We start from the raw sequence: 14813 nt of genomic DNA on the forward strand, positions 1-14813 counted from the left end.
CAAATTAACCTATTTAAACCTACTCAATACCGTATGAATAGTGATTGCTACTACGAATTGTCTTAGGTCATTTTACCACAACTCTATCAGAATGACTTATCCACAAGTCCACAGGTCAGGAGAGCTTCACTTTCTCGTATAGGCCTGTGGGCCTTGTGGGTAAGTCATGACGCTCTCATTTAGGGTTTATGGTCTTTTCCGGCCATAATACACCTCTGCGGGCGTTAAATAATTAAAGGACTGGTGAAGCCTTCGGTTATTATAATACTCAAAATACTCCGTTAAGGCCAGCTCAACCTCTTCAATTGTATCAAAATCATACCGGTAGATTTTTTCTTGCTTAACACTACGCCACAATCGCTCGATAAATATATTATCTAAATAACGTCCTCGCCCATCCATGCTGATAGAAATGTGGTGAGATTTTAGCGTATTTATCCAATCTTTTGAGGTAAATTGAGAACCCTGATCCGTGTTAAAGATCTCACAACGCGAATGCAGCAAAGCGTTTCTAAGCGCCTCAATACAAAATTCAGCCTCCATAGTAGGTGAAATAGCCCATCCAATCACATAACGACTATACCAGTCCATAATAGCTACTAAATACACATGCTTTCCTTTCATGCGGATGTAGGTGATATCTGCGGCCCAAACCTGATTTGGTTTGGTGATATCCACCTCTTTTAATAAATAAGGGAACACCTCATGCTCCTTATTGGGAACGCTTGTATTTGGCTTTGGGTAAACAGTCGATAACCCCATCATTTCCATCAACTTTTTTACTCGACGTTTACCAACAGGATAGCCTACTTCTTTTGACAGCCATCTTGCCCGCTTAATTTTACCTTCACATGGATACTGCAGATAGTGCTCATCAAGTAGCGCCATAAGCGCTTCATCTTCGACAGAAATGGGCTTGGCACTATAATAATAACTTGAAACAGGCAAGTCTAATAGCAAGCATTGTTCACGAATGGTGAGCTCGGCAAGAGGATCAATCATGACGCGCTTTTCATCCAGACTAAAGTTCATGCTTTTTTTTTAGCCAAGATAGCTGCGCTTGAAGTCGACCAATTTCTTGATATAATGCCTCAACAAGCTGCTCTTGGGACTTGGCTTCTTTTTCATTAGCCCCAGAGAATAAATCGTTAATGGCTTTGATGGCCGATTGCTTCCAAGTTTTTACCTGCGTTGCGTGAACACCGTATTCACTGGTAATTTGCGCTTGTGTGAGTTTCCCCTCAATCGCAGCTAGCGTTATTTTTGCCTTCTTGGCCGCCGTATAATAAGCTCGCTTTTTAGACATTTTATTCTCCTCTTTGTATTAAGAAGAATAGCTCTTAAAAAACCTTTTTTTGTGTCCAGAAAACCGCGCCTATATTACTTCCCGTGATAGTTTTTGATGAACCAGAAGATTGTGATTACATTTTTATTGATAACGATAATAGGGTTCACCTGCTTTTACCTATTATTGGGGGGCAGGAAATAGCAATTGATAATACTTGTGAATCCGCACGTGAATTGCAAACTTTTTTCGGAACAAACAGTAACTCTGCAGAAAATATTCTTCGTCGCTATAAGGACCGTTTATTAAATGACATCTCTGCTATTCAAAGCCAAAAAGGCATATCCCGTTGTGCTTATCAAGATTTAATGAGAGAGAAAAAACAAAGACTTGAGCAAATTGAAAAATACATCAATCTGATTGGAGAAATAAAAGATAACTACAATACTGGTATTAATCGGCTATTTACAGTAGGAATTCCAGAGCTCCCCTCTACCATTCATAAAATAATAAAGTCAGCAAACAACGCATTTGTAGTAAGACTTTCCCCGCATCACCCAGATCCATTTACAAAATTTTACGATCCCTTATTCAGTCTAATGAGAAACAGATCCAGGTATGCGATTTGGGGTTTCAAGGCACTTACTAAGGGATTGGGAGCTCGATTACGCTCAGCATTCCAGCCAGAAGACTCCACGCCACTTTTAATCAATCGAAAATCACCTAAAGAACAGGTAATACAAAAAGTTTTAAGTGCAATCGAAGACAAAAACATGAATGTTCCTGTCGAGGCACGCGAAAAAAAACTGAACGATTTAAAAATAATCATTCAAAATGAATTGGTTAAAATTATTCCCGAAATAACATCACTGGAAAAAAATCGCTCTGGACAAACTATGGATTTGAACTTTATGGAGCTAATGGGTATAAATGAACACGATGTTATTGAAGAGTGGATTAACACACTTATAGACAGTAGTTTGGATCCAATTACCTGGGAAAATCCAGAATTATGCGAGATATTGCTTGGCGTCGAGAACAAAGGTAGTGTGTTCTATGATCCTGCTGATAAGGGAATTAGCCCAGAACAACTAGCGGAACTCATGTCAATCAGGGTCCAATATTTACTAGCCGAGATCAACATTTATTGTAAAAAAAACGAATTATCCAAGGCGAATTTTGGCAAATTTTTTGATAAAGAGCCGCATGCTACTCAAATTAGCAGATTGGTTAAAGAGGGTCTTGCTCAAGGGCAAGACATAGAGCCAATTATTTACGGATATGTCAACAACCACTTAGCTGCGCTTGGGCTTAAAACCTCTCTAGCGGTTACTCAACAAGCGCATATCACTAAGAAATTTACCGATAATTATAGGGTTATCAGAGACTCTCCTCATTTTGACGAGTTCCTTGTTATAGATCCAGATAAAAAAGGGGCTATTTTTTCTTACAAATCAAGGATCTCTTGTCATTTTTTAGATTTTTTTACCTTACAAACCAAAGGAAAATACCCCTTGGGTGATTTTGAGAATCATGCAGAAGCCCTTAAAAGCGGTACTTCAAATCGTTTACATCATAAAAATCACATCGTTAGTGAAGGATATGAGACGATAAAAATATTTCGAGAAGAAGTAATAAAATTACTGGCAGAGAATAAACCGAATGAATTGTTGGCATTTTTAATCGCCAAATCACCTTATGGCGTGCCTAATTACTCAATGCTATCTCTTGAAACGCAAAATTATATTTCCTACAATCGCAACTGGCCTTTCATTGAACAAGAGCTTTTAAATACGACTACTATTTTAGCAAATGAGAAACAGGACCTTTTAAAACTTCTCTCGCCCAATAATGTGAATAGAGAAAACCTCAGTGCTATTGTCTGGTCAAAATATTCCTCAAAACTGCTTTTTGAAGTTGAGCTAAATAAGGTTGCAGATGGTTTAATACGAATGGTACATGTATATAACAAAAAACGATCAAGGCAATGGTACAAAGGATTTCGCGATGAAGTGCGTATCAAGCAATGTGAGGTTTTAATGCAAGTTGGACAGGAGATTAACTCACTTTTGGATTGTCATCCCCTTTCAAAAGAACAGATTCTTGAAAAAATAGTACAGTCAATAGAGACACTTAATCGAATTAATAATGAAATCTCGTTAGAGACCTCCAACCGATTTCAGAGTACCCTACAACAAGAAATTAAAATATTCCAAGCGAAATTGATAACCCTGTGTGAACTAGACTCCTATGAATTTATATCAATGAACATTAATATGAAAATTGAAGAGCAATTAGATAAAATCAGAGACCCAGCAGTAAAGGACATTGTTAAGACCCTCCCCGCTCATTACCATACAGACGAAGGAATTATGTTATTCAACACGCTTAATCTCGAAGAGTCTATGAAAGTTGCCAGTTATTTAAATATAGAATATCGTGACTTAGATAGAGCTGTTGATAAAAAAACTCTTTTGGAACACGACATTCCACTACTGTTTAAAGAGATCAATTTGCAGTTGCTTTTACAGTTAAAAGAAGATGCAAGCATTAGCCAAGAGGTTTTTGAAAGATTCATTAAATTAGCTGATACAATCCCACCAGAACTTATGACAAGAAAAAACATCAAGGCATGGTCTCATGCTGAAGTTTCAGAGGAATCGGATCCTGCTAAATTGTTAGCCAAGGTTAAAGAAACAAAACCAATTGATAAATTAAAATTTTTTAATAGGGAGCCCGAAAAAAGACCCGACGATGAACCAAAATCATCTGCTCCTCAAATAGGCCCATTCCAATAAAAGGACTGATGAAAATGGCACCAGTTAATTACTTTGATTTGTACCTGGTATCAATACATGAGTAAACTTAAAGGGATCGGATCTAATTAGGAGGGTATTAGGGTCTGTTGACATTTCACCTGCTGTCTACGTGCCCTGGCTTGTCCCTGAATCTCCTACACATCTTGTATGTAAGAAGAAATAATGATCAAATTCACCTTATTATTTTTAAATAAGGTGAGTTTTATGAATTCGGCATTAAGCGATTCTAGTGTATGGTCAGAGGCATTATTTAGTGGTATTGAGCTAGGCGATAAACGATTGACAAAACGTCAAGTTGAATTAATGATAAAGGCAGTCAAAGTAAGTCTGCAACCGCCCGAGCGCAGAAATGGAGAAGAACCATTAAAGCCCGTCTCAGTGAATGTAGTATATGCCACTGAAACACATCCTCAAACAGAAGCTATTTTGGAGTGGATATTAATAACGACAGAAGATATTTTCTCTTTTGAACAAGCAAGGAAAGTGATCCGATATTATGAACTCAGGTGGCGTATCGAGGACTTTCATAAAGCATGGAAATCCGGAACAAACGTAGAACTTTTACGAATGCAATCTGCTGATAATTTAGAAAAAATGATAGTCATTCTATCTTTTTTAGCCATTAGATTACTTCAACTCAAAGAGTATTTTGAGCCAGACTCTCAACTCCTGGATGCGGAACATGTTTGTGTTCCTTGTGATGAGTTATTGAGCGAGGTTGAATGGAGGGTTTTATGGAAAACGGTGGAGAAAACGGAGTTTCCATCTCAAACTCCTGATGCATACTGGGCATTCAAAGCAATTGCCAAACTTGGTGGATGGACCAACTCCAAGAGAACTGGTAAATCGTCATGGTCAACTATTTGGAACGGTTGGTTTAAATTGAATGAGCGAATAGAAGGATTTCTAATCGCTCAAAGCATCTACATGGATAAGATGTGATCAAGAGACAGGGACAAGCCGCGGCACGTAGACAGCAGGTGAAATGTCAACAGACCCTAGTTGAATTATTATTTTTTTGCAGCATGCAATTTCGCTTGAAGTAAGGAAATTGGCTGTATGTAGTTTTGCCAAAAATTGCCCACTAAAGTAGAACTCTCATAAAAAGTTAGATTCATTCCTGGTGGAATTGTATGACGTTGATAAAGCGCTGAAAAGCAATCCTCTTGATAAACACCTCTGTTTAATACGTCAATTATATTGAGTATAGTGGAATTAAAATATTCTTTTTTTGCAATATAAGACATGCTTTTTTTTCGTACTCTATCAATCGAACTATATAACGATGGCAAATACATCCTGTCCATGGCTCTTATTTGAAGCGCATTCGATTGTGCTTGTCGGTATCCGTTCGGTGAACTACGGGTTGCATTAGAAGAAGGGGTTAATTCATCTTGAGATTAAAAGGAAGAAGATTCGTGAAGTCTTCTGCGGTTTTACAGAAGCGGATTTTTTCGAAGAGGACTTTGAGGTAATCAAAAGGATTAAGGCCATTGGACTTAGCTGTTGCAATAAGGCTATAGAATAATGCCCCAGCATGAGCCCCTCTAGGGCTTCCAGACATGAGCCAGTTTTTTCTGCCCAGAGCAAAAGGCCTAATGATGTTTTCAATGGCATTATTATCAATCTCGAGCATCCCATCAAGCAAATAAGCAGTAAGCTCCTTCCATCGCTGAGACATGTAAACTAAGGCATCACCCAGCTTTGATTTGGGTACCGCATTTTTTAAGGATTGGTCAAGCCAAGTCTTTAAAGCGTCAAGAATGGGTTTTGATTGTTCGAGCCTTATCTGATAGCGTTGTTCTGCCGTATAGTTCCCATCCCGAGCAATTTTTTCAATGGCATAGAGCTTTTGAATATACGCCACGGCCTGATGTGATTTACCTGTGGTTTTAGCCAGTTTGACAAGCTCAGCAAAAGGACGTCTGGCATGTGCAAAACATCCCAAATGAATAATATCAGGATGGTCATCAACCCAGTCATAACCAACATACCCATCTGTTTGTAAATAGCCTTTAAACTCTTTAAGTAGTTCTTTAGGCCATTGGGCTTGTCGGGTTTCACGATAATCAAACACAATGATTTTTTTATCCGGTTTGTGATTCTGGTATACCCACATATAGCTCTTGGATGTATTTTTTCGATTAGGCTCATCCATCACCTGAAGTGGTGTTTCATCGGCCTGAAGGTAGTTTGATGCAACCAGCTCTTTGATTAGAGCGTTCCTCATTGGGCTACATACCTCAGATGCTGCCATTATCCATCCACATACTGTATTGCGAGCCATCTCAATGCCCATTCGTTTCCAGATGTGCTCTTGACGGTATAAAGGGAGGTGGTCTTGGTATTTACTAATAATGGCATGAGCTACAAGGCTTGGTGTGGCAATGCTTTTAGGAAGGAATAATTGCGGCATAGGGGCAATGCTTACCCCTTCATCACAACGATTACATGCATATTTGGGTCGCACATGGGCAATGACCGTCAGCTTTGCAGGAACAAACTCTAGCTGTTCCGTGACCTCTTCGCCAATACGTTGCTTCATACAGCCGCAAGCACACAGTTTTTCTTCTTCTGCAATGTCATGCTCAATGGTTTCACGGGGTAACTCTGGAGGTAATGGGCGTCGTACTGGTTTTTTGCGAGTATAGGTGACCGTAATTGTATTATCTTCTTGCGGCAGCTCTGTGACCTCTATGCTTTCTGCTTCATCAAATTGCAACTCGCCTTGCAGAATATTGTGTTCAGATGAGGGAGAGTATTTACGCTGTTGAGCCAGTTTGAATTGCTCTAGCATATTAAAATACTTTTGCTTCCATTCCAGAGCTTCTTTTTTTAATTGATTAATTTCTTCCTGCAAAGGCATTAAAAGTGATTGGTCTTTTGAGGAAATCATGGCTGGTTTAGTGCTTGTTTTAATGGTGATATTATACCATAACCACCATGATTTCTTCAGTGTTTTTCAATGAAAATCACGGTAAATCACCGGGTTTCCTCCTTGATGAAAGGTGAATTTATTGCTGGCCATGAGCCATTTTAAGTGCTCTTTTGTCAGCTCAATATGACCTTGGGTATTGCGGGGGAAAATGAATTTCCCTTTCTCTAATCTGCGGTACCATAAGGTAAAACTCTGCTCTTCATAGTACAGTGCTTTTAACTTATCTCCTCCTCTGCTACGAAACAAAAATAAATGACCTGCACTAAGCTCCATTCCAAAAACTTCATGCACCAGAATGGCTAGAGTATTAATGGATTTGCGCATATCAGTTATTCCACAATATAAATGCACTTGAACATCATCTGGAATTAACATAAGGTCATCAACTCCCTTAATAATATCAGTCGGTGTTGATGGTCAGCTGCATCAAGTTCACAGCGTATTTTATTAGGGAGTTCAATAACTAATTTAAACACTGCCTTAGCAGAAGGTAATGGAGTAATAATAAGTGGCTCAAATAAAGCCTCTTTGGCTGGGGTAACTGCTTTAGACTCTTTCTTGAATTTATTGCGATAAAATCTGAGCCTGGAGTCTGATATTCCTTTATTACGGCAAAATAATCCTGGTGCTAAACCACTTTCCTCATAGGATTTAACCATGTCACTCCAGTACTCATCTCTTTTTGTCATCGTCTACTCCAATAGTTATGGTGTAGCGATCTTCTTCAATTTTCACTTATTCCTCTAGGTGTATTTCACCGAACGGATACGCTTGTCGAACTAAAAGTGTAGAAATATTTTTAGCAGGGTATGAATCCAGATGTTTTAACGTTAAGAAACAATCATCAAAATGAATGTGATTATCACCAAACCATCCTTTATTTTCTATCACTTCAAGATACTTTAATTTATATCCTTTTCTTAATTGAAAACATGCTTGCAAATCCATCTGTTGTTGAAGAGGCAAATCGCCAAGTTCGGTGCATATCAATTTGTCCAGAAGAGTTGAAATATAATCAGTAAAATCATTTAAATGGATAAAGGCACGTGCTTTATTTGTATCCTGTCAGAATCGCCGGGTAAGTGTCTGCCACTGAGCCCGGACTAATCCGAGCCGCGCGCGTCAGCAAGCGGAATTATCTCGAGATGCTTATGTGGTGCATGGAACCTGCCGCACTTTAAGTAAGATTAATTCAGCCAATGATGGCATTTCAAATTTTTTAGTCACCCTATCGTAAATATACTGATAAACGTTAACTTTCAGTTTTCTGGCCGTCTGTACAATCGTGGCAAACGTATCCTTTGATTTGGTGCCATTTTGGGAGACCGTTTGGAGATTGATGTCGCGTATCCTTGCTTGAAACCGTGTCCCTAATTCAGAGGCATTGTTGTGCAATGGCAGAAATGGATGGTCTAACACCAATAATAACGCTTGTTTTTTAGCACGTGTCTTTGCAATGCGTTGATCTAAAACATCATAGCCTGTCGTGGTTGCGAACAAAGTATCAAATTGCATTGATAGTTGTTGGGCCATTGATTGAGATGGAGCCGTCTTGTAAGTCAATAATGCATGGTAGAAATCCCATAATTGCTCAAGAAATACAGCCAATATATTCTGATTCATATCTGAGAATGGAGTGAGTTTTTTATAATGACTGATATGGGTCCGCATGTCTGGAACAAAATTAAGGAAAAATAAGAGCTATTCATCCATCATTTATAGTTAAAAATTCACTCAAATTAACCTATTTAAACCTACTCAATACCGTATGAATAGTGATTGCTACTACGAATTGTCTTAGGTCATTTTACCACAACTCTATCAGAATGACTTATCCACAAGTCCACAGGTCAGGAGAGCTTCACTTTCTCGTATAGGCCTGTGGGCCTTGTGGGTAAGTCATGACGCTCTCATTTAGGGTTTATGGTCTTTTCCGGCCATAATACACCTCTGCGGGCGTTAAATAATTAAAGGACTGGTGAAGCCTTCGGTTATTATAATACTCAAAATACTCCGTTAAGGCCAGCTCAACCTCTTCAATTGTATCAAAATCATACCGGTAGATTTTTTCTTGCTTAACACTACGCCACAATCGCTCGATAAATATATTATCTAAATAACGTCCTCGCCCATCCATGCTGATAGAAATGTGGTGAGATTTTAGCGTATTTATCCAATCTTTTGAGGTAAATTGAGAACCCTGATCCGTGTTAAAGATCTCACAACGCGAATGCAGCAAAGCGTTTCTAAGCGCCTCAATACAAAATTCAGCCTCCATAGTAGGTGAAATAGCCCATCCAATCACATAACGACTATACCAGTCCATAATAGCTACTAAATACACATGCTTTCCTTTCATGCGGATGTAGGTGATATCTGCGGCCCAAACCTGATTTGGTTTGGTGATATCCACCTCTTTTAATAAATAAGGGAACACCTCATGCTCCTTATTGGGAACGCTTGTATTTGGCTTTGGGTAAACAGTCGATAACCCCATCATTTCCATCAACTTTTTTACTCGACGTTTACCAACAGGATAGCCTACTTCTTTTGACAGCCATCTTGCCCGCTTAATTTTACCTTCACATGGATACTGCAGATAGTGCTCATCAAGTAGCGCCATAAGCGCTTCATCTTCGACAGAAATGGGCTTGGCACTATAATAATAACTTGAAACAGGCAAGTCTAATAGCAAGCATTGTTCACGAATGGTGAGCTCGGCAAGAGGATCAATCATGACGCGCTTTTCATCCAGACTAAAGTTCATGCTTTTTTTTTAGCCAAGATAGCTGCGCTTGAAGTCGACCAATTTCTTGATATAATGCCTCAACAAGCTGCTCTTGGGACTTGGCTTCTTTTTCATTAGCCCCAGAGAATAAATCGTTAATGGCTTTGATGGCCGATTGCTTCCAAGTTTTTACCTGCGTTGCGTGAACACCGTATTCACTGGTAATTTGCGCTTGTGTGAGTTTCCCCTCAATCGCAGCTAGCGTTATTTTTGCCTTCTTGGCCGCCGTATAATAAGCTCGCTTTTTAGACATTTTATTCTCCTCTTTGTATTAAGAAGAATAGCTCTTAAAAAACCTTTTTTTGTGTCCAGAAAACCGCGCCTATATTAGACGACCTTCATGGATCCAGCACAGCGCATGATGTAGGGCCAATTTATTAAACTGAGGCGCATCATCTGTCATTAAATAATGGATGAAGTATTTCGAGTGCTGATAATAGGCAAGAGCTGCTGACTCAAGAATTATGCGTCGATTCGTGCTGTGTTTTTTTGGATTTGGAAAAAGTGTTCCCATCAAACTATCGATTGATTCACGTGTGAGGGGTTGTGCATGCAGCATTGGTTTAATTTGATCCAACCATTTTTTTGCGAGACCAAACTCATCCATTAACTCATAAGCCTCCTGATTAAACATAAACTTTAATTGGTCTCGACACAGCAACTCCAATAAGGTCAAGCGATCTTTTTTACGACGAGTGAAGTATGCTGTAAAAAAGTCATTACATAAAACATGGGTGTAGTGATTTTTGCCGTTAACACGACTGCCTGTGTCATCCATCTGCTGGTACAAGCCTGCGTTGCTACCGGCATCGACAATATCTTCTTTTTCCTGATGAAAAATATCATTGCCTTCTGTCAGCATGGAAGCAATTTTACCATGTGATATTTGAATACCACATGTTTTTAAAAAGCGCTCAATGGCGCTCTCCGTCATCCCTGCATCACGGTATAATGTGATGACCAGCGCTTTAACCCCAGGACCAAATTCACTGCCCTTATATTCGCCAGGAATCGGCGCAATAAAGGTTTTTTTCAAAGATGGTGAGTAATACGTTTCCAGCTTGAATTCAACATTATCCGTGATGATTTTTAGATCCTGGATGATTCGAATCTCAAAACCCTTGAACTTGGCGTCATCTGGCAGCGTTGCTTTGTCCAGAGCAATCGTAACACGTCTATCAATACGTACGTTTTTTTTGTCTTTGCCTGTGTTTTTATTGTTCCCTTTACCACGTTTATTGCGATCTCCTTCAGATGAATGATTGGAATTGCCTGTATTATCGCCATTGCTACCTTTGGATTGACCGCGAATATTAGGTTTGCCCTGTTCACCCTTAAGGCGGTTTATCTCATCACGTAATACTTGGTTTTCCTCTCTGAGCAAAGCATTTTCTTCGGCAAGCATTTCGACCAAATTAACCAATACCTTAATGATAGTCACGGCCTTTTTGTCGGCAAGACTATCGATATCTTTTGTTAACTCATCTAAAACTTGTTTGATTTCTTGGCGTTTCATCATCTACCACTGCGTTACTAATGCTGATACGGCAATCATAACATGACTTTTTTTGAACGCATTTTTCGAGTTTTAACGCCACTAAGGGCTAAGAAAAAATCTGACCTCAGGAGGGAGATGTTTTATTAGTGAAAGGGGCTACATTGTGATCTTGGGGATCTTAGGGCATGCATATTGCATGACTTACGTTTGATATGGAAAAACATCAGTTTTACAGAAAAACCGTGTCAATAGGTATTTTGAATATTTTTAAAGAATTCCGCTTGCTGACGCGCGCGGCTCGGATTAATCCGGACTCAGTGGCAGACACTTACCCGGCGATTCTGACAGGATACCTTTATTTGTTAATATTTTTTCCGATAGATTGACTGTACCAGGAAAACAACCCTCAATTACAGATAATAATGGAACGTAAGTTTTTGCCAACTCAGCCAGCCTTTCTGGCCAGGTTAAGGTTACAATCGCAAGCTGGGGCTTATAATTTTCCCACTCAGTAAATAAAGTTAAATTTTGCTTTATTGCAAACCCGACCATCATGCCAAGGACTAATTCCTCCATAAATGGCCTGGGAGCTTCAATTGCAGTCAAGAGTTTATTACAAAAATATTTTGGTGGTTTATTTTTAAAAAGTTTTGCCGGAAAAACATTGGCTCCTTGGATTACAAGAGAGCTATAAAGAGTGTTATCCCAGTCAAAAGTTATCTTATCGATAGAATTTCTAAGAATAAAATCTCTTGCATATTTGAATGTTTCTACAGCTAATGCTTCTGCGGGAGATTTTGGCAGATATCGATTAAGACAGACATAGTTAAGTAGACGTACTATGTCTGTATGATCATTAGTGTTTAAAAGGATATCGGGCGCCGAATTGTAGCCTGATATATTCGTTCTATTTAGACTGAGATCAGAATTAATAAAACCCTTATAACTCATAACACAACTCCAGCCACCTAAAATTCTCAACAGCTAATAAGATATTAGTGCTGCCTATTGAGGTTGTATATTTTTTAATTATAGCAGCTGCTGACTAAGGTATTTTTCAGGAAACAAATTAGTTCTTTTTTTAAATTCACTACTATAATTTTATAAAGCTAAAAAAAAAGTTACTATGAATAATCATTTTTCGGGCCTTTCCAAAATAAAAGTTATGCTTAATTACTTTAGTATCATAGCCTTAATCTTTTTGCTGAGTGGTTGTGAGAATTCCTCGCCCCTTAAATTCAATGGCTATGTGGAGGGACAGTATATTTATATAACAACACTCATCCCAGGTACCTTAAAATTATTTAGTGTAGAAAAGGGAATGACTGTGCGAAAAAATCAATTACTATTTACTTTAGAATCAGACACTTCCAGTCAAAATCTCGCAATTGCCCAAGCAAAAGTTGAGGCAGCCCTTGAAGATTTAAGAAAGGCGAATGACCTTTACAAGATGCAGAAACTTAATAAAGACAGAAATACTATTTTATCAAGTAAGGATATTATTTCAAAAGAAGAATGGGAAAATAGTATATTAAATTACGAGCAGGCCATCCAAAATAAAAAAATAGCTCAGGCAAACCTTACTTCGGTAAAAGCGCAAGAGCAAAAAGAGAAGTGGAGTATAAAACAACAGAAGGTACTGGCGCCCAAAACTGCCTTGGTTTTCGATACATTCTATACCGAAGGAGAGTATATACCCTCGGGAACACCGGTGATGTCGTTACTGGATCCAAGTCAAATTAAGATTATATTTTTTGCTCCTCAAAATATTCTAGCAAAAATCAAAATAAATCAAAAAATTAAGGTAACTTACGATGGTGCTCCTGAACCTGTTGATGCAAGGATAAGCTATATTTCTACAAAAGCTGAATATACCCCTCCTATTATTTACAGTAATGAGGAAAAAGAACGCCTTATTTTTCGAATTGAAGCATCAGTAGAACTTAATGCAAAGAATGCGACTGTACATCCAGGACAGCCTGTTAGTATCAGCTTTTAGTTGAGGGGATTATGCAAAATTCCAGTTATATTATTGAAGCACAAAATTTATACAAATACTTTTCAGAGGTACCTTCTGTTAAGGATGTTAGTTTAGAAGTTAAATATGGCGAAATTTTTGGTTTTTTAGGTCCTAATGGTTCTGGAAAAACAACTTTAATCAGAATGTTGTGTGGTTTATTAACGCCCGACTCTGGTGGCGGAACATGTCTTGGTTAATATAGGCGCGGTTTTCTGGACACAAAAAAAGGTTTTTTAAGAGCTATTCTTCTTAATACAAAGAGGAGAATAAAATGTCTAAAAAGCGAGCTTATTATACGGCGGCCAAGAAGGCAAAAATAACGCTAGCTGCGATTGAGGGGAAACTCACACAAGCGCAAATTACCAGTGAATACGGTGTTCACGCAACGCAGGTAAAAACTTGGAAGCAATCGGCCATCAAAGCCATTAACGATTTATTCTCTGGGGCTAATGAAAAAGAAGCCAAGTCCCAAGAGCAGCTTGTTGAGGCATTATATCAAGAAATTGGTCGACTTCAAGCGCAGCTATCTTGGCTAAAAAAAAAGCATGAACTTTAGTCTGGATGAAAAGCGCGTCATGATTGATCCTCTTGCCGAGCTCACCATTCGTGAACAATGCTTGCTATTAGACTTGCCTGTTTCAAGTTATTATTATAGTGCCAAGCCCATTTCTGTCGAAGATGAAGCGCTTATGGCGCTACTTGATGAGCACTATCTGCAGTATCCATGTGAAGGTAAAATTAAGCGGGCAAGATGGCTGTCAAAAGAAGTAGGCTATCCTGTTGGTAAACGTCGAGTAAAAAAGTTGATGGAAATGATGGGGTTATCGACTGTTTACCCAAAGCCAAATACAAGCGTTCCCAATAAGGAGCATGAGGTGTTCCCTTATTTATTAAAAGAGGTGGATATCACCAAACCAAATCAGGTTTGGGCCGCAGATATCACCTACATCCGCATGAAAGGAAAGCATGTGTATTTAGTAGCTATTATGGACTGGTATAGTCGTTATGTGATTGGATGGGCTATTTCACCTACTATGGAGGCTGAATTTTGTATTGAGGCGCTTAGAAACGCTTTGCTGCATTCGCGTTGTGAGATCTTTAACACGGATCAGGGTTCTCAATTTACCTCAAAAGATTGGATAAATACGCTAAAATCTCACCACATTTCTATCAGCATGGATGGGCGAGGACGTTATTTAGATAATATATTTATCGAGCGATTGTGGCGTAGTGTTAAGCAAGAAAAAATCTACCGGTATGATTTTGATACAATTGAAGAGGTTGAGCTGGCCTTAACGGAGTATTTTGAGTATTATAATAACCGAAGGCTTCACCAGTCCTTTAATTATTTAACGCCCGCAGAGGTGTATTATGGCCGGAAAAGACCATAAACCCTAAATGAGAGCGTCATGACTTACCCACAAGGCCCACAGGCCTATACGAGAAAGTGAAGCTCTCCTGACCT

Annotated in this window: 16 protein-coding genes and 2 pseudogenes; 7 read left to right on the forward strand and 11 right to left on the reverse strand. The window is 38.8% G+C overall.

All coding sequences use genetic code 11. From position 1 onward, the window contains the following. Positions 1-186: 186 nt before the first annotated feature. Together HRS36_RS11865 and HRS36_RS11870 are read right to left on the reverse strand one after the other, a co-directional pair. Positions 187-1032 carry an IS3 family transposase gene (locus HRS36_RS11865; protein ID WP_173235473.1) on the reverse strand — a complete coding sequence of 282 codons (846 nt, stop codon included), beginning with the start codon at positions 1030-1032 and terminating at the stop codon, positions 187-189. Then, a complete protein-coding gene (locus HRS36_RS11870; protein ID WP_173235475.1) occupies positions 1022-1306 on the reverse strand; it encodes a transposase in 285 nt (94 codons plus the stop codon). Before HRS36_RS11870 ends, HRS36_RS11865 begins: the two co-directional genes overlap by 11 nt. Before the next feature lie 83 nt (positions 1307-1389). Here HRS36_RS11870 and HRS36_RS11875 point away from each other — a divergent pair, with 83 nt between their 5' ends. Together HRS36_RS11875 and HRS36_RS11880 are read left to right on the forward strand one after the other, a co-directional pair. Then, positions 1390-4083: a protein SdcA gene (locus tag HRS36_RS11875; RefSeq protein ID WP_173237471.1), complete on the forward strand. Its 2694-nt coding sequence runs from the start codon at positions 1390-1392 to the stop codon at positions 4081-4083. A gap of 306 nt (positions 4084-4389) precedes the next feature. Further along, a pseudogene (locus HRS36_RS11880) lies at positions 4390-5046 on the forward strand (IS4 family transposase); the annotation flags it as partial. 68 nt (positions 5047-5114) lie between these two features. Here HRS36_RS11880 and HRS36_RS11885 read toward each other — a convergent pair. The 4 genes from HRS36_RS11885 to tnpA form a co-directional block, all read right to left on the reverse strand. Beyond that, positions 5115-5411, reverse strand: coding sequence for a hypothetical protein (locus tag HRS36_RS11885; RefSeq protein ID WP_173237473.1), 297 nt, complete (start codon positions 5409-5411; stop codon positions 5115-5117). 77 nt (positions 5412-5488) lie between these two features. Continuing rightward, complete coding sequence (tnpC, locus tag HRS36_RS11890; RefSeq protein WP_173236282.1) at positions 5489-7000, reverse strand: IS66 family transposase; 1512 nt, start codon at positions 6998-7000, stop codon at positions 5489-5491. 66 nt (positions 7001-7066) lie between these two features. Further along, on the reverse strand, positions 7067-7417 hold the full coding sequence (gene tnpB, locus HRS36_RS11895; protein WP_173236281.1) for an IS66 family insertion sequence element accessory protein TnpB: 351 nt from the start codon (positions 7415-7417) through the stop codon (positions 7067-7069). After that, a complete protein-coding gene (tnpA, locus tag HRS36_RS11900; RefSeq protein ID WP_173236280.1) occupies positions 7411-7731 on the reverse strand; it encodes an IS66 family insertion sequence element accessory protein TnpA in 321 nt (106 codons plus the stop codon). Before tnpA ends, tnpB begins: the two co-directional genes overlap by 7 nt. 120 nt (positions 7732-7851) lie before the next feature. Between tnpA and HRS36_RS11905 the strand changes: the two genes are divergently transcribed. Continuing rightward, positions 7852-8064, forward strand: coding sequence for a hypothetical protein (locus HRS36_RS11905; RefSeq protein WP_173237474.1), 213 nt, complete (start codon positions 7852-7854; stop codon positions 8062-8064). Between the two features lie 127 nt (positions 8065-8191). On the opposite strand, the gene HRS36_RS11910 is transcribed toward HRS36_RS11905, so the two are convergent. From HRS36_RS11910 to HRS36_RS11930, 5 genes are all read right to left on the reverse strand, one after another. Then, the gene (locus tag HRS36_RS11910; RefSeq protein WP_173237475.1) at positions 8192-8713 is read right to left on the reverse strand and encodes a hypothetical protein; all 522 of its coding nucleotides are present in this window, start codon (positions 8711-8713) and stop codon (positions 8192-8194) included. Positions 8714-8963: 250 nt separating this feature from the next. Next, positions 8964-9809 (reverse strand): IS3 family transposase, encoded by an 846-nt coding sequence (locus HRS36_RS11915; protein ID WP_173235473.1) that lies wholly within the window; start codon positions 9807-9809, stop codon positions 8964-8966. Further along, positions 9799-10083, reverse strand: coding sequence for a transposase (locus HRS36_RS11920; RefSeq protein ID WP_173235475.1), 285 nt, complete (start codon positions 10081-10083; stop codon positions 9799-9801). Before HRS36_RS11920 ends, HRS36_RS11915 begins: the two co-directional genes overlap by 11 nt. Positions 10084-10152: 69 nt before the next feature. Then, positions 10153-11349 (reverse strand): cell division protein ZapB, encoded by a 1197-nt coding sequence (locus tag HRS36_RS11925; RefSeq protein WP_173237476.1) that lies wholly within the window; start codon positions 11347-11349, stop codon positions 10153-10155. 282 nt (positions 11350-11631) lie between these two features. Continuing rightward, positions 11632-12279: a hypothetical protein gene (locus HRS36_RS11930; RefSeq protein WP_173237477.1), complete on the reverse strand. Its 648-nt coding sequence runs from the start codon at positions 12277-12279 to the stop codon at positions 11632-11634. A gap of 175 nt (positions 12280-12454) precedes the next feature. Here HRS36_RS11930 and HRS36_RS11935 point away from each other — a divergent pair, with 175 nt between their 5' ends. From HRS36_RS11935 to HRS36_RS11950, 4 genes and pseudogenes are all read left to right on the forward strand, one after another. Next, positions 12455-13327 carry an HlyD family secretion protein gene (locus HRS36_RS11935; RefSeq protein ID WP_173237478.1) on the forward strand — a complete coding sequence of 291 codons (873 nt, stop codon included), beginning with the start codon at positions 12455-12457 and terminating at the stop codon, positions 13325-13327. Between the two features lie 11 nt (positions 13328-13338). Beyond that, a pseudogene (locus HRS36_RS11940) lies at positions 13339-13542 on the forward strand (ATP-binding cassette domain-containing protein); the annotation flags it as partial. A 77-nt stretch (positions 13543-13619) separates the two neighbouring features. Next, on the forward strand, positions 13620-13904 hold the full coding sequence (locus tag HRS36_RS11945) for a transposase (RefSeq protein ID WP_173235475.1): 285 nt from the start codon (positions 13620-13622) through the stop codon (positions 13902-13904). After that, on the forward strand, positions 13894-14739 hold the full coding sequence (locus HRS36_RS11950) for an IS3 family transposase (RefSeq protein WP_173235473.1): 846 nt from the start codon (positions 13894-13896) through the stop codon (positions 14737-14739). The genes HRS36_RS11945 and HRS36_RS11950 overlap by 11 nt, the downstream gene beginning before the upstream one ends. Positions 14740-14813 lie beyond the last annotated feature (74 nt).

The sequence above is a fragment of the Legionella antarctica genome (assembly GCF_011764505.1).
Taxonomy (GTDB): Bacteria; Pseudomonadota; Gammaproteobacteria; order Legionellales; family Legionellaceae; genus Legionella; species Legionella antarctica.